Here is an 18,168-nt window from a genome sequence, read left to right on the forward strand (position 1 = left end):
CTGCGCGGCACCCTTACGGATCAGCTCCGCGCCGGTACCATGCCCACGCAGGCGCGTGTGAACGCGGCCCGAGGTCCGGCGGGGGGCGTCAGTGACGGTGGAGAGTTCCGGCGGCAAGGGGCCCGCCGCGGCGGGGCCGGATCCGGAGGCCGACCGCTCCTGGTCGCGTGCCATGGACGCCTACACGGCCGGTTCCTACGCCCGCGCCGAGGAGGAGTTCCGGGCGGCGGTGCGGATCGATCCCGGCATGGCGGACGCCTGGCTGGGCCTGCACGCGCTGCGCAGCGACACCGCGGGCGCGCTGCTGGCGATGCACCGGCACCGGGAGCGGTTCGGCGAGCAGCGCGAGCGCCATCGCCGTCCGCTCAGCTCCTGGTACTGGCTGGGCTGGTGGGTGCAGCCGGTGCTGGAGAGCGCGCAGGACCTCGCGCTGGCGTACGCCTCGCACTGGCTGGACGGGCGTCATCTCACCGAGCTGGACCAGGCGTTGGCGGACTGCCCGACGCCGGATCAGGAGCCGGCGGTGCGTTTCCTGCACGCCTGCCGCTGCTACCTGTTGAAGGACTGGGAGCAGCTGATCCGGGACACCGACCGGCTTCTCGACGATCCGGTGCTGGGCATCGAGGCCGGCCTGTTCGCGGGCATGGCCCGGGTCCGGCTCGACATGTGCGCGCAGGCGCAGCGCCCGCTGGCGGCCTCGTTGGCCCGCTGCCGCTCCGAACAGCCGCAGCGCAAGGAGTTGCGCTACTGGCTGGGCCGGGCGTACGAGGGGGCGGGGCGCAGCGCGGCGGCGCTGCCGCTGTACCGGGCGGTGCACCGGGCCGATCCGGCGTTCATGGACACCGAGCAGCGCCTGGCGGCGATCTCCGCCGAGGACGGGCTGCTCGACGGCGCCGCGCCGGCGGGCGAGTCGTACGGCGAGTACCGGGGCACGGCGATGGAGACCGCGGTCGAGGCACTGGAGGACGCCGGGCCGGAGCGGGCCCAGCCGTCGGCCGGGGAGCCCCGCGGCGGGCAGGTGGCCGAACGGGCGTCCGGCGCTTCGCCATTACCCCTGCGGCTGGGCAACTGGCCTGCGGCGGCGGCGATTCCGCCGGCCGGGCCGAACCCGGCGCCGGCCGCCCGGCTGGAGCTGGACCAGGCGCTGGCGGAGCTGGAGGCGATGGTCGGCCTCGACCCGGTGAAGCGTCAAGTGCGGGCGCTGTCGGCGCAGTTGCGGATGGCGCGGCTGCGCGCGGACCGGGGCCTTCCGGTGCAGCCGCCGAAGCGGCACTTCGTGTTCTCCGGGCCCTCGGGCACCGGCAAGACCACGGTGGCGCGGATCCTCGGCCGGGTCTTCCACGCCCTCGGGCTGCTCTCCGGGGACCATCTGGTGGAGGCCCAACGGGCCGATCTGGTGGGCGAGTTCCTGGGGCAGACGGCGGTGAAGGCGAACGAGTTGATCGACTCGGCGCTGGACGGCGTGCTGTTCATCGACGAGGCGTACTCGCTGGCCAACTCCGGCTACAGCAAGGGCGACGCGTTCGGCGACGAGGCCCTGCAGGTGCTGCTGAAGCGGGCCGAGGACAACCGGGACCGGCTGGTGGTGATCCTGGCCGGCTACCCCGAGGGGATGAACCGGCTGCTGGCGACCAACCCGGGCCTGAACTCGCGGTTCACCACCCGGGTCGACTTCCCGTCCTACCGCCCGGCCGAACTCGCCGAGATCGGCGCCCAGTTGGCGCGCACCGACGGCGACGAGTGGGACGTGGACGCGGCCGAGGAGCTGGCCTCGATCTGCGGCCACGTGGTCACCGAGGGCTGGATCGACCAGCTCGGCAATGGCCGGTTCATCCGCACCCTGTACGAAAAGTCCTGCGCCTACCGGGACTTGCGCCTCTCCGGCCAGCGCGGCGTCCCCTCTCGGGAGGACCTGGCGACGCTGCGGCTGCCCGATCTCCTGCAGGCGTACGGCGAGTTGATCGACGGCCGCCAGTGACGGACCGGGGGCTCGGGCGTCAGCCGTGCACGACGGTGCGGCCGGCGATGACCCAGACGTTGGCCGGGGTCGGGGTGCACTTGGTGGCGCGCGGCGGCTTCTCGGGGTGCAGCAGGTCGGCGCCGGCCCAGCCCACGCGGAGGTGGCCCTCGGCGTCGGCCGGGTAGAAGCTGAATCCGGTCTCGGGGTGCCAGCCGGCCGGTCCGGTGGTCGGTGCACTGCCGTCGGCGGGGGTGGCCGAGGCGCTCGCCACGGGGCCGGTGACGGTCACGGCGCCGCCGCCGTCGACGACCAGACAGTCCACGTCGAACTCGACCCGGACGATGCCCTCGCCGTCGAAGACGTGCTCGGCGACGACGTGTCCGCGGGTGCGGCCGCTGTCGGTGCGGGCCTCCACCCACGCGGTGAACCGCTGGCCCGGGTTGGGGCCGGGGCCGTTCTGGTTGAGCAGCGTCCAGCTGTGCACGCCCAGGTGCCGATCGGAGTCCTGGGCGGCCGCGGCGGGGCCGGCGGTCACGGCGATCAGCGTCGCCGTCGCGGCGGCGGCCAGGGCGGCGGAAGCGGCCTTACGCATCGTCAATCCTCCATGCTGCCAAGGGAGTCGGGCACCTCGCCCGACACCCGCAATCCTTCCGCTCCGGCCGCCGCGCGCCCTCCGCCCAAGGCAGGAACCTCCGTCGGCACGGCGGACGAGGGCCGCCCCCTCCCGGGGGACGGCGCGGTGGGCGCGGCGTCCGCCGGGAGGAGGATGCACCCGCTGGACGGCACGCGCCGGGCGTGGGCTCAGGACGCCGGGGCGGTCGCCCGCACTCCGGTCAGGTAGGCGGTCAGGATGCGGCGCAGGCGGGGTTCGACCTCGACGATCGCGTGGCCGAGGCGGGGGTCGGAGGCGTAGAGCGCCCGGATCCGGGGGCCGGGGGTGGCGATCTGCCAGAGGGCGCCGGCCATGCCGGTGGCGGTGGCGGCGAGGTCCAGCACCTGCTGCTCGGTCAGGCCGAGCAGGCGGTTCAACTCCGCGCCGATCAGGGCGACTTCGTCCAGGGTGACGAGCTTGAAGGCGCGCACCGCCTCCACCGAGACGTTGCGCTCCAGGTTGAGCGGGGCCTGCGCCAGCAGGTCGCAGAACATCGGGCGGGCCGACAGCGTCGCGGCGAGCAGCTCAGCGACCTCGGCGGGGGCGGCGTGCGTCCGGGCCGCGAGGTCGGCGCGCAGGGCGGCGGACCACTCGCGCCAGCCCTGGGCGGTGAGTTCGAGGAAGATCTGCTCCCTGGTCTCGAAGTACCGCAGCAGCGCCGACTTGTGCATGCCGACCTCGGCGGCGATGTCGGTGAGCGTGACGTCGCGGATGCCGCGCCCCTCGCCGAGTGTCCGGGCCGCGTCCAGGATCGCCCCTTCGCGCGCCTGCTTGGCCTCGGCGCTGCGCGCCCGTCGGAATGCCGGCTCAGTCATGGACCCATCATAGGAGCCGTTAACGAAACGCCGTTGCGCTAATAAGAGAACGGTGTTTTACTAATGCCATGAGCGAAGAAGCGCGCACCACCCAGCAGCAGGTCTGGTTCATCACCGGCTCGTCCCGCGGCTTCGGCCGCGCCCTGGTCGACGCCGCGCTGGCCGCGGGCGACCTGGTCGTCGCCACCGCCCGCCGCCCCGAACCCCTCGCCGCGGAACTCGCCGGATACGGCGACCGCGTCCTCACCGTCGCCCTCGACGTCACCGACCCGGCCGCCGCGCAGGCGGCGATCGACGCCGCGCTCGACCGCTTCGGCCGCATCGACGTGCTGGTCAACAACGCCGGCTACGCCAACGTCTCCCCCGTCGAGACCTCGGACGACGCCGACTTCCGGGCCCAGTTCGAGACCAACTTCTGGGGCGTTTACCACGTCACCAAGGCCGCCCTGCCCGCGCTGCGGCGTCAGGGCGCGGGCACCGTGGTGCAGTTCTCCTCGGTCGGCGGCCGGGTCGGCGGGTCGCCGGGCATCGCCTCGTACCAGGCCGCCAAGTTCGCGGTGGACGGCTTCACCCGGGTACTGGCCGCCGAGACCGCGCCGTTCGGCATCCGGTACCTGGTGGTCGAGCCGAGCGGCTTCGCCACCGACTGGGCGGGCGCCTCGATGACGGCGTACCCCGTCCCGGAGGAGTACGAGCAGACGGTCGGCGCGATGAACCGCCGGATGCGCCAGGGCGGGCCCGGCGCCGCCGGCGACCCGGTGCGCGCCGCGGAGATCATCGTCCGCACCGTGCGGCTCGCCGAGCTCCCGAGCCACCTGCTGCTGGGCGTGAACGCGGCGACCATGGCACTGGATCACTCCCGCCGGCAGCTCGCCGAGGCCGGCGCCTGGGAACAGGTCAGCCGCTCCGCGGACTACGCCGAGCCGTACCCGGTCGAGCTGCCGGCGCGGTGACGGCGAACGGCCCCGCCGCAGCAGCTGCGACGGGGCCGGGAGGGAGCAGGACGTCAGCGGCGGTGGTCCGGGTCGTGGACCTCGCCGACCAGTTCCTCCAGGACGTCCTCCAGGGCGACCAGGCCGAGCTGGCGGCCGTCCGCGTCCACCACGGCGGCCAGGTGGGCGGCGGCGCGGCGCATCGCGGCGAGCGCGTCGTCCAGTGGCAGGCCGGAGCGGACCACGGTGATCGGGCGCCACAGCCGGTCGGGGACGGGCGCGGTGAGGTCGTCCACCTCCAGCGAGTCCTTGACGTGCAGGTAGCCGAGCACGGCGCCCTGTTCGTCGGTGACCGGGAAGCGCGAGAAGCCGGTGCGGACGGCCAGCTGCTGGATCTGTTCGCCGGTGACGCCCGCGCCGACGGTGACCAGCTGGTCGGCGGGCAGCAGCACCTCGGTGACGGGGCGGCTGCCCATCTCCAGGGCGTCCTCCAGGCGTTCGCGGCGGGTGTCGTCGAGCAGACCGGCCTCGCCGGAGTCGGCCAGCAGGTGCAGCAGCTGTTCGCTGGTGAACACCGAGTTGACCTCGTCCTTGGGTTCGACCCGGAACAGCCGCAGCACGCTGTTGGCGAAGGCGTTCAGGAAGGCGATCGCCGGGGCCAGCCAGCGGGCCAGCCGGTCCAGCGGCGGGCCGAGCCACAGCACGGCCTTCTCCGGCCCGGCCAGTGCCAGGTTCTTCGGCACCATCTCGCCGATCACCATGTGCAGGAACACCACCAGGCTGAGCGCGATGGCGTAACTGAGCAGGTGGATCGCCGTGTCGGGCACGCCGAGCGCGTGGAACGCGGGCTCCAGCAGGTGCGCGATGGTCGGCTCGGCGAGCGCGCCGAGCAGCAGCGAGCAGACGGTGATGCCGAGTTGGGCGGCGGCCAGCATCGCGGAGACGTTGGACAGCGCGTGCAGCACGGTGCGGGCGCGCTTGTCGCCGGCCTCGGCGAGCGGTTCGATCTGGCTGCGGCGCACCGAGATGACGGCGAACTCGGCGCCGACGAAGAACGCGTTGCCGAGCAGCAGGAGCAGCGAGAAGGCGAGTTGCAGGGCGCTCATCGGTGGCCGTCCTGGTCGTCCTGGTCATCGGCGGGGCGGGTGCGGCGCACCTCGACCCGGCTGGTGCGGTGCCGGTCCACGGCGGTCACGGTCAGCTTCCAGTCCGGCAGTTCGGCGCTCTCGCCGACCGCGGGGAGCTTGCCGAGCAGGTCGGCGAGCAGTCCGCCGAGGGTCTCGTAGGGGCCGTCGGGGGCGTGCAGGCCGATCTTGGCGAGCTGGTCGAGCCGGGCCCGGCCGTCGGCGTCCCAGACCGGCAGTCCGTCGCGCGGGGCGAGCGGGCGCAGCTCGGGGGCGTCGTCGGGGTCGTGCTCGTCCTGGACCTCGCCGACCACCTCTTCGACGATGTCCTCGATGGTGGCGACGCCGGCGGTGCCGCCGTACTCGTCGATCACCACGGCCATCGGTTCGCTGCCGCGCAGCAGGTCGAGCAGCCGCTCGACGGGCAGCGTCTCGGGGACCAGCAGCGGCAGGGTGGCCAGGTGCCGGACCTTGGTGTGGTCGCGGCGGTCGGCGGGGACGGCGAGCGCGTCCTTGAGCGTGACGGTGCCGGTGACGTTGTCGAGGCTGTCGCTGTACACCGGGAAGCGGCTCAGCCCGGTGGCCCGGGTGAGGTTGAGCACGTCGCCGGCGGTGGCGTCCTCCTGGAGCGCGGCGACGTCGATCCGCGGGGTCATCACGGATTCGGCGGTCAGCTCGCGCAGGCCCAGGGTGCGCACGAACAGGACGGTCGACTCCTCGTCCATCGCGCCGGCCTGGTAGGAGTGCCGGGCGAGCGCGACGAGTTCGTCGGCGGTGCGGGCGTGGCCGAGTTCCTCCTGCGGCTCGACGCCGAGGGCCCGGACGATCCGGTCGGCGGAGCCGTTCAGGAACGCGATCAGCGGGCGGCAGGCGGCGGAGAACACGCGCTGCGGGCCGACCACGGCGTAGGCGACCTGCATCGGGTGGGAGATCGCCCAGTTCTTCGGGACGAGTTCGCCGATCACCATCTGCAGCACGGTGGCCAGCACCAGGCCGACGATCAGCGCGGTGCCGCGGGCCGCCGCGTCGGGCAGGCCGACGGCGGTGAACACCGGGGAGAGCAGGGTGGACAGCGCCGGCTCGGCGAGCATGCCAACCACCAGCGAGGTGATGGTGATGCCGAGCTGGGCGCCGGAGAGCTGGAAGGACAGCTGGTGCAGGGCCTTGGAGAGGCTCTTCGCCCGGCCGTCGCCGGTGGCCGCGGCGCGTTCCACGGTGCCGCGGTCGGCGGTCACGAACGCGAACTCGGCGGCCACGAACAGGCCGTTGGCGAGGATGAGCAGGAATGCCGCGAGCAGCAGGAGCCAGGCGGTGGTCATCGGGCCGCCCGCCTTCCCTGGCTCGAAATGTGCGTGGCGGCGCGGGTACTACCGGACGGATCGTCCATCGAGGGGAGGTGTCACTCCTCAGGTCGCGGGTGGGGGCGGAAAGCCGGACACATGGAGGCTTTGCCGCGGTTTTACCAGCGTAGACGATACCCGAACGGTTCTCGGGGCCCGCTCGGCCGGGGCTGCCGAGGGGCGCGTCAGGGCCGGCTCGCGCCGCGTTCCTCGACCAGGTCGCGCAGCGTGCGGGCGGCCGTGACGGCCTGGTCGCGGCCGCCGGCGGGCTGGATGCCGACGGCGGCCAGCGCGGTGCCGTCGGCGAGGTCGAGCATCACCCACGGGTCGCCGTGCTTGAGGTTGACCCGGACCACCTCGGCCCAGGACAGGCGGCGGCTGCGGACGAAGTTGACCACGGTCAGCCCGTCGGCGTCGGCGACCACCTTGGGCCGGGCCAGCATCAGTCCGACCCCGGCGAACAGCAGTCCGCTGACCACCATCATCGCCCGGTCCCTGAGCTGCCAGTTCTCCGGCAGGGCGACGGCGAGCACGGTGAACAGCACCACCATCACGGCACACAGCGTGAGCAGCACGGCGCGGTTGCGGCGGGGGGCCCAGGTGACGGGCAGGGTGGCAGAGGCGAGGGACGTGGGCACAGACACGGGTGGCTCCCGGAAAAGGGCGGGGCCACCGCAGAGGTGGACCCCGCCCGACGGCGGATCAGATGCGGCAGGCGTGGATGTTGGTGACCAGGATGGCGCGGGCGCCGATCGCCCACAGGTCGTCCATGATCCGCTGGGCCTCCTTGCGGAGCACCATGGAGCGGACCGCGACCCAGCCCGCGGTGTGCAGCGGCGAGACGGTCGGCGACTCCAGGCCGGGGGTGAGCGCGACGGCCGCGCCGACGTTCTCGGCCTTGATGTCGTAGTCCATCAGCACGTAGCGGCGGGCCACCAGCACGCCCTGCAGGCGGCGCAGGAACTGGTCCACGGCAGGGTCCTCGCCGGCGCCCTTGGGCCGGATCACCACGGCGTCGGAGATCAGGATCGGGTCGCCGAACACCTCCAGGCCGGCGTTGCGCAGGCTGGTGCCGGTCTCCACCACGTCGGCGATGACCTCGGCGACGCCCAGGTGCACGGCGGTCTCCACCGCGCCGTCCAGCTTGGTGACGGTGGCCTTCACGCCGTGCTCGGCGAGGTGCTGCTCGACCAGCCCGGTGTAGGAGGTGGCGATCCGCAGGCCGTCGAGGTCCTGGACGGTGGAGATCTCCGCGCCGACCGGCTTGGCGAAGCGGAAGGTCGAGCCGGCGAAGCCGAGCGCGAGCACCTCCTCGGCGACGGAGGCGGAGTCCAGCAGCAGGTCGCGGCCGGTGATGCCGATGTCGAGCCGGCCGGAGCCGACGTAGACGGCGATGTCACGCGGGCGCAGGAAGAAGAACTCGACCTGGTTGTCCGGGTCGACCAGGACGAGTTCCTTGGCGTCCTTGCGCTGCCGGTAGCCGGCCTCATGGAGCATCTCCGCCGCGGGACCCGAGAGCGAACCCTTGTTGGGGACGGCGATGCGGAGCATGAGAGGCGAACCCTTCGTCGACTGCGTGCGGTGGGGGGACTTACAGGTACTTGTAGACGTCTTCGAGCGTCAGCCCGCGGGCGAGCATCATCACCTGGACGTGGTAGAGGAGCTGGGAGATCTCCTCCGCCGCCTCCTCGGGCGACTGGTACTCCGCGGCCATCCAGACCTCGGCGGCCTCCTCGACGACCTTCTTGCCGATGGCATGAACGCCCTGCTGCACGAGCTGGGCGGTGCGGGAGGTCTCGGGGTCGCCGGTGGCGGCCTTCTGCTGGAGCTCGGTGAAGAGCGCCTCGAATGTCTTGGAAGCCATGATGACCTCACCTTACGGGGTGCGGGCTGACGGGCGGTAAACGTTTCGCACCGTGGACAGTCCGGTGGACATCCAAACCGGCCATTCACGGTGCGATCGTCGGTTCAACGCCAGGGCTCGACGACCTCGCGCAGCGTGGCGGCGGTGAGGACGGCGGCGACGACCGCCTCGTGGCCCTTGTCCTCGGTGGAGTCGGGCAGGCCGGCGCGGTCCAGCGCCTGCTGCTCGGTGTCGCAGGTCAGCACGCCGAAACCGACCGGGACGCCGGTGTCCACCGCGACCTGGGTCAGGCCGAGCGTCGCGCCCTGGCAGACGTAGTCGAAGTGCGGGGTGCCGCCGCGCACCACCACACCCAGCGCCACCACCGCGTCGTACCCGCGGCCGGCCAGCTGCTTGGCGGCGACCGGAAGTTCGAAGGTGCCAGGGACGCGGACCACGGTCGCTCCCTCGATCCCGAGCTCCTTCAGCGCGCGGTGCGCGCCGTCCAGCAGTCCGTCCATCACCTGCTCGTGCCACTGCGCGGCGATGATCGCGACCCGCAGGTCGGCGTAGTGCTTCAAGGACAGATCGGGTGCTCCGTGGCCGGCCATGTCAGGTTCCTCTTTCGACGGTGCTTCAGAACACTTGTTACTACGACTACTTGCTGTCGTCCTCGAGCCACGGCAGGTCGTGACCCATCCGGTCGCGCTTGGTGCGCAGGTAGCGCAGGTTGTGCGCGCCGGTGGCGGTGGGCAGGGGACGGCGCGCGGCGACCTTCAGGCCGTGCTCGGCGAGGGCGGCCTGTTTGGCCGGATTGTTGGAGAGCAGGGTGAGCGAGCGCACGCCGAGGTCGGCGAGCATCTGCCCGGCGATCGAGTAGTCGCGGGCATCGACGGGCAGCCCCTGGTCGAGGTTGGCGTCGACGGTGTCGCGGCCCTGCTCCTGGAGCTCGTAGGCGCGCAGCTTGTGGGCCAGGCCGATGCCCCGGCCCTCATGGCCGCGCAGGTACAGCACCACGCCGCGGCCGGCGTCGGCGACGGCCCGCAGCGAGGCGTGCAGCTGCGGGCCGCAGTCGCAGCGCAGCGAGCTGAACACGTCGCCGGTCAGGCACTCGGAGTGCACCCGCACCAGCACGTCCTCGCCATCGGGGAGCTTCCCGTCGGCGTCCAGGCCGCCGGCCACCAGGGCCAGGTGCTCGGCGCCGTCGATGGTGCCGCGGTAGCCGACGGCGGTGAACTCGCCGTGGTCGGTGGGCAGTCCGGTGACGGCGGCGCGATCGACGTGCAGTTCGGTGCGGCGCCGGTAGGCGATCAGGTCCGCGATGGAGATGATCGCCAGGCCGTGCTCGCGGGCGAAGGCGTGCAGTTCGGGCAGCCGGGCCATGGTGCCGTCGTCGTTGACCACCTCGGCGATCGCCCCGGCGGGGGCGAGGCCGGCCAGCCGGACCAGGTCGACGGTGGCCTCGGTGTGTCCGGGGCGTACCAGCACACCGCCGTCCACGGCGCGCAGCGGGAAGACGTGGCCGGGCCGGGAGAGGTCGCCGGGTTCGGTGCCGGGCGAGGCCAGCAGCCGGACGGTGCGGGCCCGGTCGGCGGCGGAGATGCCGGTGTCCACGCCCTCGCGGGCGTCCACAGAGACGGCGTAGGCGGTGCCCTTGCGGTCCTCGTTGACCCGGGTCATCGGCGGCAGCTTGAGCCGGTCGAGCTCCTCGCCGGTCATCGGGACGCAGATCACGCCGGAGCTGTAGCGGACGGTGAAGGCCATCAGTTCGGGGGTGGCGGCGGACGCGGCGAACATGATGTCGCCCTCGTTCTCGCGGTCCTCGTCGTCCACCACGATCACGGCGCGGCCGAGCGCGATGTCGGCGATGGCGCGTTCCACCGGGTCGAGGGCGATCGGTGCTTCGGGCTGGTCGGCGCTCATACGGCAACTTCCTTCGCGCGCGGGGCGGTTCGTACGGTGCGGGCCTTCGTCCACCAGCTGACCAGGCCGGCCACCACCAGGACGAAGTAGATGGTGAAGGTGAGCGCGGAGAACACGTAGCCGTGGGCGTAGCTGTACGGCACGCTGATCACGTCAACGGCGATCCAGGCGAACCAGAACTCCACCCAGCCGCGGGCCTGGGCGTACATCGCGGCCAGCGTGCCGGTGAAGATGTACGCGTCCAGCAGCGGGTTCCAGGACAGCTGCGGGTTGGCGTAGAACAGCGCGGCGACGGCGGCGGTGCCGGCCGCGGTGGCCAGGATCAGTACGGATCGCTGCCGCCAGTCGGCGAACCGGACCTGGATCTCGCCGGTGTCGCGGCGGCCGCGGTGCCACTGGGTCCAGCCCCAGATCGCGGTGACCACGACGATCACCTGCTTGCCGATCAGTCCGGGCACGTGTCCGCCGAGGAACACGCTGATCAGCACGGTGCCGGCCAGCAGCTGGGCGGGCCAGGTCAGCACCGAGCGGCGCCAGCCGAAGGCCAGCCCGGCGAGCCCTATCAGGTTGCCGACCATGTCCGCCACCTTCACCTGCTCGCCGAAGGCGGTGAACGTCAGATCTGCGAGCGAGCTCACTTGGTTTCCCCCAGGGTGTCGGGCAGGGCACGGTGTTCGAGCAGTCGTTCCACGTACTTGGCGAGCACGTCCACCTCCAGGTTGACGGGGTCGCCCACCGCCTTCACCCCGAGCGTGGTCAGGGCGAGCGTGGCGGGGATCAGCGAGACGGTGAAGGTGTCGCGGGCGGCCTCGACCACGGTGAGGCTCACTCCGTCCACGGTGATCGACCCCTTCTCCACCAGGTAGCGCGAGATCGGCTGCGGCAGGGAGAAACGCACCACCTCCCAGCGCGGATTCCCGTCCGCGTCCAGGTCGCCCGGCTCGCGGGAGAGCAGGGTGCCGGTGGCGTCGACGTGGCCCTGCACGAGGTGGCCGCCGAGCCGGTCGCCGAGCGCCATCGCCCGTTCCAGGTTGACCCGGGAGCCGGGGCGCAGCGCGCCGAGGCTGGAGCGCTTGAGCGTCTCGCGCATCACGTCGGCGCTGAACTCGCCCTCGCGCTTGGCGAGTTGTTCGTTGTCGTCGACGACGGTCAGGCAGACGCCGTTGACCGCGACGGAGTCGCCGTGGCGGGCGTCCGCGGTGACCAGCGGGCCGCGCAGGCGGATTCGCGAGGATTCGCCGATCTCCTCGATGGAGACGACCTCGCCGAGCTCTTCGATGATGCCGGTGAACACCCGGGTTCTCCTCGCGCTTGGGGCGCGGACTCCGGGGCGGCGATCGGGAGTTGACTGCGGACGTGGCACGCCGGGAACGCCCCCGTGGAGCCTCGGCCGGAAACGGTCGTGGCACGGGTTCGCTGCCGAAAAAGCCGTGCTTCCGCACCCCGGCCCTCGGGTGGGCCCAGGTGACGGACGCACTTGTCCGCCGCGCACGCCTCCCATCCGGACTTTAACCGTCGGTCCAGGAATTTCACCTGGTCAACCGGCCGCTGGCTGCGGACGGGTCGCGGACTGTAACCGCCGGCTCGGAATTTCACCGACCCCGGAGTGCGCTGAACGTCACTGCTACTTCACCAGCATTCTTGCACGCGCATGGACCAGGAAGGCAAGAACGTCTCCTGTGGTCTGCTTCACGTCGCGGTCGCAGGGTGGAAATGAGCCACCTTTCGTACCGGGGGCTCCCGGCCGAGGAGTTGAGTCACGATGACGACGATGTACATGGACGTCCACCACGGCATGAAAGGCATCACCGCCGACCAGTTGAAGGCCGCGCACGAGGCGGACCTCGCGGCGCAGGCCCAGGAGGGCGTGAAGTTCCAGCAGGCCTGGGCCGACCCGGATTCCGGCACCGTCTACTGCCTGTCGTCCGCGCCGTCCAAGGAGGCCGTCCAGCGCGTCCACGAGCGCACCGGGCACCCGGCGGACGAGGTGCACCCGGTTCCGCTTCAGGTCTGACCCTCCCGCGGGCCGGTGGGCGGGGGTAGTGTCGGATCAGTGATCTTCGACGCCCTCGCCGCGGACGCGATCCGCGATCCGGCCCGCCTGCGCGGCCTGTACGAGCAGCCGAGCGAGCTGGTGCGGCGCAAGCAGGTCGACCACCTGCACGACGCGGCGCGCCGGTTCATCGGCTGCTCCTCGCTGGTGTTCCTCGCCACCGCCGACGCGGACGGCAACTGCGACGCCACCCCGCGCGGCGGCCCGCCCGGTTTCGTCTCCGTGCTGGACGAGCGGACCATCGCCATCCCGGACGCCACCGGCAACCGTCGCCTCGACAGCCTGCACAACATCGTCGCCACCAAAATGGCCGGGCTGATCTTCCTCGTCCCCGGCCGGGCGGCCACCCTGCGCGTCAACGGCCGGGCCTGCGTCAGCGAGGACCCGCAGCTGCTGGCGCGGCTGACCGCCGTCGGCAAGCCGCCGCGCACCGCGATCGTGGTCGCCACGGACGAGGTGTACGGGCACTGCCCGAAGGCGCTCATGCGCAGTTCGGCCTGGCGCCCCGAGCAGTGGCTGCCCGACGACGCGGCCCCCGCGTCCGCCGAGATCACCCTCTCCCACCTGAACGACCCGGAGCTGACGCTGGAGCAGATCCGGGCCGCCGAGGAGGAGTCGCTGCGCCTGCGGTACGAGTGAGCCGGGCCCGCCGAGGGGATGGTGCGGCGCTCGTGCATGCTGGAAGGCAGACAGGCGCCTCATAGGCGGAACTTTGGGGGGTCATAGCTTCGACTTATGGAGACATAAGCCGGAGCACCGTACCGGGCGCCGCCGACCGCCGGAAGGCTGGCGGTACGCGCCCAAAACTGAAACACCCAAAACTGAAACAGGAGTACCTGCCCATGTCCCGCCCCGTCCGGGTGGCCGTCGTCGGTGCCGGCCCCGCCGGGATCTACGCCGCCGACGCCCTGCTGAAGTCCGAACTGGCCACCGCCCCCGGGGTCTCCATCGACCTGATCGAGCGGCTGCCCGCCCCCTTCGGCCTGATCCGCTACGGCGTCGCCCCCGACCACCCCCGGATCAAGGGCATCGTCACCGCCCTCCACCAGGTCCTCGACAAGCCGCAGGTCCGCCTGCTCGGCAACGTCGACTACCCCGGCGACCTCTCCCTGGACGAGCTCCACCGCTTCTACGACGCCCTGGTCTTCGCCACCGGCGCCGAGGCCGACCGCGACCTGGCGATACCGGGCATCGAACTCGACGGCTCCTACGGCGCCGCGGACTTCGTCTCCTGGTACGACGGCCACCCCGAAGTCCCGCGCGAATGGCCGCTGGAGGCCGAACAGGTCGCCGTCCTCGGCGTCGGCAACGTCGCCCTCGACGTCGCCCGGGTGCTCGCCAAGACCGCCGACGAACTGCTGCCCACCGAGATCCCGCCGAACGTCCACGCCGGCCTCGCCGCGAACCGCGCCCGCGAGGTCCACGTGTTCGGACGGCGCGGCCCCGCGCAGGCCAAGTTCTCCCCGATGGAACTCCGCGAGCTCGACCACTCCCCCACCATCGAGGTGATCGTCGACCCCGAGGACATCGACTACGACGACGCCTCGATCGCCACCCGGCGCGCCAACAAGCAGGCCGACATGGTCGCCTCGACGCTGGAGAACTGGGCGATCCGCGACACCGGCGACCGGCCGCACCGCATCCACCTGCACTTCTTCGAGAACCCGGTCGAGGTCCTCGGCGAGGACGGCCGGGTCGTCGCGCTGCGCACCGAGCGCACCGCGCTCGACGGCACCGGTAACACGGTCGGCACCGGCACCTTCCGCGAATGGCCCGTCCAGGCGGTCTACCGCGCGGTCGGCTACCGCTCCGACGAGCTGCCGAAGCTGCCGTTCGACGCCCTCTCCGCGACGGTTCCGCACGAGGCGGGCCGCGTCCACGAGAACGGCACCCACCTGCCGTCCGTGTACGTCACCGGCTGGGTCAAGCGCGGCCCCGTCGGCCTGATCGGCCACACCAAGGGCGACGCGAACGAGACCATCGCCTGCCTGGTCGCCGACCACGCCTCCGGCGCGCTGCGGCCGGCCGCCGAGCCCGGCGAGGACGCCGTGGTGGACTTCCTGCGCTCGCGCGGCGTCGACTTCACCACCTGGGAGGGGTGGCAGCGGCTGGACGCACACGAGAAGGCCCTCGGCGAGGCCGAGGGCCGCGAGCGGGTGAAGGTGGTGGACCGGGTCGCAATGCTGGACGCCTCGGCGAGCGACCTGGCGGCGGAACGCAACCCGCGATAGCGGGAGGGCGGGGAACTGCGCGACTAGCGCAGACCGGTCCGCAAGGTCGCGACCACGTGCAAGTCATTGTCCTGTGTCGCGATCTCGCGGTCTGGTCCTTCCGCTTCGCGCAGTTCCCCGCGCCCCTGGTGGTGCTCTCCCTGGTTTCGCTCTCCCTACTCCAGCTCGGCCCGGCCGGCCGCGTCGGAGAGTTTGAGCAGGACGGCCGTGAGGAGCCAGTTCGCGGTGAGGGAGGAGCCGCCGGCGGCGAGGAAGGGGAGGGCCTTGCCGGTGAGGGGGATGAGGCCGGTGACGCCGCCGACGACCACGAAGACCTGGAGGGCGACGGCCGCGGAGAGGCCGGTGGCGAGGAGTTTGCCGAAGGGGTCGGTGACGGCGACGGCCGTGCGCAGGCCGCGTTGCACGAACAGGCCGTAGAGCAGCAGGACGGCCATGCCACCGGCCAGGCCGAGTTCTTCGCCGATGGTGGTGAAGATGAAGTCGCTGCGCCCGGCGAAGCCGATCAGGAAGGGTTTGCCCTGGCCGAGGCCGGTGCCCAGCAGGTGGCCGCTGCCGAGGCTGAACAGGGCCTGCGCGGGTTGGTCGGAGACCAGGTCGGGGTTGTGCACCGGCAGGTAGTAGTCGAGGGGGTGCAGCCAGGCCTCGACGCGGCCGTGCACGTGCGGTTCGAGGTCGCCGACCACGGCGGCGCCCGCGGCAGCCATGAGCAGGCCGATCAGGACCCAGCCGGTGCGTTCGGTGGCGGTGTAGAGCATCACCACGAAGACGCCGAAGAAGATCAGCGAGGTGCCGAGGTCGCGTTCGAAGATCAGCACCAGCAGGCTGATCACCCAGATCGCCAGGACCGGCCCGAGGTTGCGGCCGCGCGGCAGGTTGACGCCCCAGACCTTGCGGCCGGTGAGGGCGAGCGCGTCCCGGTTGGCGGTCAGGTAGCCCGCGAAGAAGACGGCGATGGCGACCTTGACGAACTCGTCGGGTTCGAAGGAGAGCCCGCCGAGCCGGATCCAGCGCTTGGCGCCGAAGCTGTCGCCGGGGAAGAACGCGGGTGCGGCCAGCAGGACCAGCGCACCGGCCATGATCAGGTAGACGTACTTCTGGAGCAGCCGGTGGTGCTTGACCACCACCAGCAGCACGGCGGCGACCACGGTGGCGACCACCGTCCACTGCACCTGGCTGGGCGCGGCGGGGAGTTTCTGCCAGTCGCCCTTGGCGGCGTGCCAGATCTTGTACGAGAAGTCGAGGCGGTCGAGCAGGACCAGTCCGAGGCCGGTGAGCAGCACGGCCAGGGGCAGGATCAGCGGGTCGGCGTAGGGGGCGGAGCGGCGGACCACCAGGTGCAGGACGGCGGTGAGGACGGTCAGGCCGGCGCCGTAGGGCAGCAGTCCGGGCGGGAGGGTGCCGGTCAGGGCCAGGTTCGCGCTCGCCCAGCCGGCCAGGCACACCGTCACCGCGAGGGCCAGCAGGCCCAGTTCGACGTTGCGGCGGTGGGTGGCGCGTCGGCGGCCGGCGCTGCGCGGAGCCTTTGTCACCCGGGCCCCCTCTCGAAGGTTTTCTACAGGCGTGTAGAACTTCGGTGTCGGATCCTTGCACACGGACCCGGCGCTGCGACGACGCCGGGTGCCGGTGTGCGGTTCCACCCGTCGGGCGAAGCGGCCGGAAAGCGACCGTAGGAGAGCCCCCGCCATGCCCCACCCCGCGGCCGTCGCGCCCTGGCACTGGTCGGCGCTGGCCGACACCTGGACCCTGGAACCGGCGGTCGCCGCCCTCACCGTGCTGCTGGCCGGCGGCTATCTGGTGGGCGTCCGACGGCGCGGCGGCTGGCCCTGGTACCGCACGGCGGCGTTCCTCGGCGGGCTGATGGTGTGGGTGTGGACCACCAGTTCCGGCCTCGGCGTCTACGAGCGGGTGCTGTTCACCGACCGCGCCGTGCAGATGGTGCTGTTGCTGATGCTGGTCCCGCTGCTGCTGGCGCTCGGCGCCCCCGTCTCGCTGCTGGCCGACACCCTGCCGCCGGCCGGCCGGGAGCGGCTGCGGGCCGCGCTCGGCGGGCGGGCGTCCCGGGTGCTGATGTTCCCGCTGGTGTCCACCGTGCTGCTGGTGGCGCCGCCGTGGCTGCTGTACTTCACGCCCTGGTACACCGAGACGCTGACCAGCACGGCCGGGAACATCGGCTTCCATCTGCTGCTGGTGCTGCTCGGCCTGCTGTATTTCTGGCCGCGCCTGCAACTGGACCCGGTGGCGCGCGAGTATCCGCTGATGATCGGTGTGGTGATCAGTTTCGTCGAGGTGGTGTTCGACGCGGCGCTGGCCCTGGTGCTGCTCTACGGCGGCCATGTGGTCGCCGAGCCGTACTACGCGGGCCTGGCCCGTGCCTGGGGCCCCTCGCTCGCCCGGGACCAGTTCGTCGGCGGCAACGCGATCTGGATCCTCGGCGACCTGGTCGGCCTGCCGTTCCTGGTCGCGCTGATCCGCCGCCTGATCGTCACCGGCCGGGCCGAGACCGCCGCCGTGGACGCCGCGCTGGATGCCGCCGAGCGCGACCGGGCCGTGGCCGTGGAGACGGGCGAGGCCCCGGCGGACGACCGGCCGTGGTGGCTGGACGACCCCAACCTGCGTCACCGCTACGGCGGCTGACCGCCGTCGGGCAACCGGGTGAGACGCACGTCACCCGGCGCGCCCGGGAATGCGCCTCCCGCCGGTCCGGTTGCACTGGGCGTACGCTGAATACCCATGGGGGTATCGAAGCACCAGAACGCGGACAAACCACAGCATCGACCAGAGAGGCTCGGCAACATGACCGACGACTTCACCGCCCTCCTGAACCACCCGTTCACGGACGCGGTCGACCGGGTCCGCGCGGCCCTCGCCGCGCAGGGCTTCGGCATCCTCACCGAGATCGACATGCCGGCCACCCTGCAGGCCAAGATCGGCGTCGGCATGGAGGACTACCTGATCCTCGGCGCCTGCAACCCGGAGCTCGCGCACCGCGCCCTGGAGATCGACCGCCGGGTCGGCCTGATGCTGCCGTGCAACGTGGTGGTGCGCGACCTTGGCGGCAGCGTCCTGGCCGAGGCCATGGACCCGAAGCTGATGGTGCAGTTCACCGGCCGTCCCGAGCTCGGCGCGGTGGCCGACGAGGCCGCCGCCAAGCTGCGCGCCGCGATGGCCGCCCTGAACGCCTGACCCGCACACCCCGGCAGGGGGCGCTCCCACGCCCCCCGCCCCCTCCGCATTCGCACCCCGACCCCCGCCTGCCTGCACATATACCCCCCTAGGTATTACCCTTGGACCGGCG

19 protein-coding genes and 1 riboswitch are annotated in these 18,168 nt (G+C 72.1%); of the genes, 7 read left to right on the forward strand and 12 right to left on the reverse strand.

Annotated elements, in window-relative coordinates:
* Positions 1-172 precede the first annotated feature (172 nt).
* Positions 173-1,978: an AAA family ATPase gene (locus ACFV18_RS20520; protein WP_380485397.1), complete on the forward strand. Its 1,806-nt coding sequence runs from the start codon at positions 173-175 to the stop codon at positions 1,976-1,978.
* A 19-nt stretch (positions 1,979-1,997) separates the two neighbouring features.
* Here ACFV18_RS20520 and ACFV18_RS20525 read toward each other — a convergent pair whose 3' ends face one another.
* Complete coding sequence (locus ACFV18_RS20525) at positions 1,998-2,552, reverse strand: hypothetical protein (RefSeq protein ID WP_380485154.1); 555 nt, start codon at positions 2,550-2,552, stop codon at positions 1,998-2,000.
* Positions 2,553-2,761: 209 nt separating this feature from the next.
* Positions 2,762-3,427, reverse strand: coding sequence for a TetR/AcrR family transcriptional regulator (locus ACFV18_RS20530; protein ID WP_380485156.1), 666 nt, complete (start codon positions 3,425-3,427; stop codon positions 2,762-2,764).
* Between the two features lie 68 nt (positions 3,428-3,495).
* On the opposite strand from ACFV18_RS20530, the gene ACFV18_RS20535 reads away from it, so the two are divergent.
* Entirely contained in the window at positions 3,496-4,380 is an 885-nt protein-coding gene (locus ACFV18_RS20535; protein ID WP_380485158.1) for an SDR family NAD(P)-dependent oxidoreductase, read from the forward strand.
* A 53-nt stretch (positions 4,381-4,433) separates the two neighbouring features.
* Here the strand turns inward: ACFV18_RS20535 and ACFV18_RS20540 are convergent, their stop codons facing one another.
* The 9 genes from ACFV18_RS20540 to ACFV18_RS20580 form a co-directional block, all read right to left on the reverse strand.
* Positions 4,434-5,465 (reverse strand): hemolysin family protein, encoded by a 1,032-nt coding sequence (locus ACFV18_RS20540; RefSeq protein WP_380485160.1) that lies wholly within the window; start codon positions 5,463-5,465, stop codon positions 4,434-4,436.
* On the reverse strand, positions 5,462-6,802 hold the full coding sequence (locus ACFV18_RS20545) for a hemolysin family protein (RefSeq protein WP_380485162.1): 1,341 nt from the start codon (positions 6,800-6,802) through the stop codon (positions 5,462-5,464). Before ACFV18_RS20545 ends, ACFV18_RS20540 begins: the two co-directional genes overlap by 4 nt.
* 206 nt (positions 6,803-7,008) lie before the next feature.
* Positions 7,009-7,467, reverse strand: a complete 459-nt coding sequence (locus ACFV18_RS20550; protein WP_380485164.1) for a PH domain-containing protein — start codon at positions 7,465-7,467, stop codon at positions 7,009-7,011.
* A gap of 58 nt (positions 7,468-7,525) precedes the next feature.
* Complete coding sequence (gene hisG / locus ACFV18_RS20555) at positions 7,526-8,374, reverse strand: ATP phosphoribosyltransferase (RefSeq protein ID WP_380485166.1); 849 nt, start codon at positions 8,372-8,374, stop codon at positions 7,526-7,528.
* A gap of 40 nt (positions 8,375-8,414) precedes the next feature.
* On the reverse strand, positions 8,415-8,687 hold the full coding sequence (locus ACFV18_RS20560; protein ID WP_380485168.1) for a phosphoribosyl-ATP diphosphatase: 273 nt from the start codon (positions 8,685-8,687) through the stop codon (positions 8,415-8,417).
* Positions 8,688-8,791: 104 nt separating this feature from the next.
* Positions 8,792-9,277 carry a 6,7-dimethyl-8-ribityllumazine synthase gene (ribH, locus tag ACFV18_RS20565; protein WP_380485169.1) on the reverse strand — a complete coding sequence of 162 codons (486 nt, stop codon included), beginning with the start codon at positions 9,275-9,277 and terminating at the stop codon, positions 8,792-8,794.
* 46 nt (positions 9,278-9,323) lie between these two features.
* Positions 9,324-10,589, reverse strand: a complete 1,266-nt coding sequence (locus tag ACFV18_RS20570; RefSeq protein ID WP_380485171.1) for a bifunctional 3,4-dihydroxy-2-butanone-4-phosphate synthase/GTP cyclohydrolase II — start codon at positions 10,587-10,589, stop codon at positions 9,324-9,326.
* Entirely contained in the window at positions 10,586-11,227 is a 642-nt protein-coding gene (locus tag ACFV18_RS20575) for a nicotinamide riboside transporter PnuC (protein WP_380485173.1), read from the reverse strand. Before ACFV18_RS20575 ends, ACFV18_RS20570 begins: the two co-directional genes overlap by 4 nt.
* Entirely contained in the window at positions 11,224-11,883 is a 660-nt protein-coding gene (locus ACFV18_RS20580) for a riboflavin synthase (protein ID WP_380485175.1), read from the reverse strand. Before ACFV18_RS20580 ends, ACFV18_RS20575 begins: the two co-directional genes overlap by 4 nt.
* A 191-nt stretch (positions 11,884-12,074) precedes the next feature.
* Positions 12,075-12,202: riboswitch (FMN riboswitch) on the reverse strand.
* A gap of 149 nt (positions 12,203-12,351) precedes the next feature.
* Between ACFV18_RS20580 and ACFV18_RS20585 the strand changes: the two genes are divergently transcribed.
* The 3 genes from ACFV18_RS20585 to ACFV18_RS20595 all read left to right on the forward strand — a co-directional run bounded on the left by ACFV18_RS20585 (position 12,352) and on the right by ACFV18_RS20595 (position 14,873).
* Positions 12,352-12,603, forward strand: a complete 252-nt coding sequence (locus tag ACFV18_RS20585) for an SCO4226 family nickel-binding protein (RefSeq protein ID WP_380485177.1) — start codon at positions 12,352-12,354, stop codon at positions 12,601-12,603.
* A 39-nt stretch (positions 12,604-12,642) separates the two neighbouring features.
* A complete protein-coding gene (locus ACFV18_RS20590) occupies positions 12,643-13,281 on the forward strand; it encodes an MSMEG_1061 family FMN-dependent PPOX-type flavoprotein (RefSeq protein WP_380485180.1) in 639 nt (212 codons plus the stop codon).
* Between the two features lie 203 nt (positions 13,282-13,484).
* Positions 13,485-14,873, forward strand: coding sequence for an FAD-dependent oxidoreductase (locus ACFV18_RS20595; protein WP_380485182.1), 1,389 nt, complete (start codon positions 13,485-13,487; stop codon positions 14,871-14,873).
* A gap of 155 nt (positions 14,874-15,028) precedes the next feature.
* On the opposite strand, the gene ACFV18_RS20600 is transcribed toward ACFV18_RS20595, so the two are convergent.
* Positions 15,029-16,402 (reverse strand): FtsW/RodA/SpoVE family cell cycle protein, encoded by a 1,374-nt coding sequence (locus ACFV18_RS20600; protein WP_380485183.1) that lies wholly within the window; start codon positions 16,400-16,402, stop codon positions 15,029-15,031.
* 154 nt (positions 16,403-16,556) lie between these two features.
* Here ACFV18_RS20600 and ACFV18_RS20605 point away from each other — a divergent pair, with 154 nt between their 5' ends.
* Positions 16,557-17,507: a cytochrome c oxidase assembly protein gene (locus ACFV18_RS20605; RefSeq protein ID WP_380485186.1), complete on the forward strand. Its 951-nt coding sequence runs from the start codon at positions 16,557-16,559 to the stop codon at positions 17,505-17,507.
* Between the two features lie 159 nt (positions 17,508-17,666).
* Entirely contained in the window at positions 17,667-18,056 is a 390-nt protein-coding gene (locus ACFV18_RS20610; RefSeq protein ID WP_380485188.1) for a DUF302 domain-containing protein, read from the forward strand.
* Positions 18,057-18,168 lie beyond the last annotated feature (112 nt).

This window comes from Kitasatospora sp. NPDC059673, assembly GCF_042734215.1.
Taxonomy (GTDB): domain Bacteria; phylum Actinomycetota; class Actinomycetes; order Streptomycetales; family Streptomycetaceae; genus Kitasatospora.

Coding starts and splice junctions, on each gene's coding strand:
- ACFV18_RS20520 (WP_380485397.1), top strand. CDS start 173: ATGGACGCCTACACGGCCGGTTCCTACGCCCGCGCCGAGGAGGAGTTC.
- ACFV18_RS20525 (WP_380485154.1), bottom strand. CDS start 2,552: ATGCGTAAGGCCGCTTCCGCCGCCCTGGCCGCCGCCGCGACGGCGACG.
- ACFV18_RS20530 (WP_380485156.1), bottom strand. CDS start 3,427: ATGACTGAGCCGGCATTCCGACGGGCGCGCAGCGCCGAGGCCAAGCAG.
- ACFV18_RS20535 (WP_380485158.1), top strand. CDS start 3,496: ATGAGCGAAGAAGCGCGCACCACCCAGCAGCAGGTCTGGTTCATCACC.
- ACFV18_RS20540 (WP_380485160.1), bottom strand. CDS start 5,465: ATGAGCGCCCTGCAACTCGCCTTCTCGCTGCTCCTGCTGCTCGGCAAC.
- ACFV18_RS20545 (WP_380485162.1), bottom strand. CDS start 6,802: ATGACCACCGCCTGGCTCCTGCTGCTCGCGGCATTCCTGCTCATCCTC.
- hisG (WP_380485166.1), bottom strand. CDS start 8,374: ATGCTCCGCATCGCCGTCCCCAACAAGGGTTCGCTCTCGGGTCCCGCG.
- ACFV18_RS20560 (WP_380485168.1), bottom strand. CDS start 8,687: ATGGCTTCCAAGACATTCGAGGCGCTCTTCACCGAGCTCCAGCAGAAG.
- ribH (WP_380485169.1), bottom strand. CDS start 9,277: ATGGCCGGCCACGGAGCACCCGATCTGTCCTTGAAGCACTACGCCGAC.
- ACFV18_RS20570 (WP_380485171.1), bottom strand. CDS start 10,589: ATGAGCGCCGACCAGCCCGAAGCACCGATCGCCCTCGACCCGGTGGAA.
- ACFV18_RS20585 (WP_380485177.1), top strand. CDS start 12,352: ATGACGACGATGTACATGGACGTCCACCACGGCATGAAAGGCATCACC.
- ACFV18_RS20595 (WP_380485182.1), top strand. CDS start 13,485: ATGTCCCGCCCCGTCCGGGTGGCCGTCGTCGGTGCCGGCCCCGCCGGG.
- ACFV18_RS20605 (WP_380485186.1), top strand. CDS start 16,557: ATGCCCCACCCCGCGGCCGTCGCGCCCTGGCACTGGTCGGCGCTGGCC.
- ACFV18_RS20610 (WP_380485188.1), top strand. CDS start 17,667: ATGACCGACGACTTCACCGCCCTCCTGAACCACCCGTTCACGGACGCG.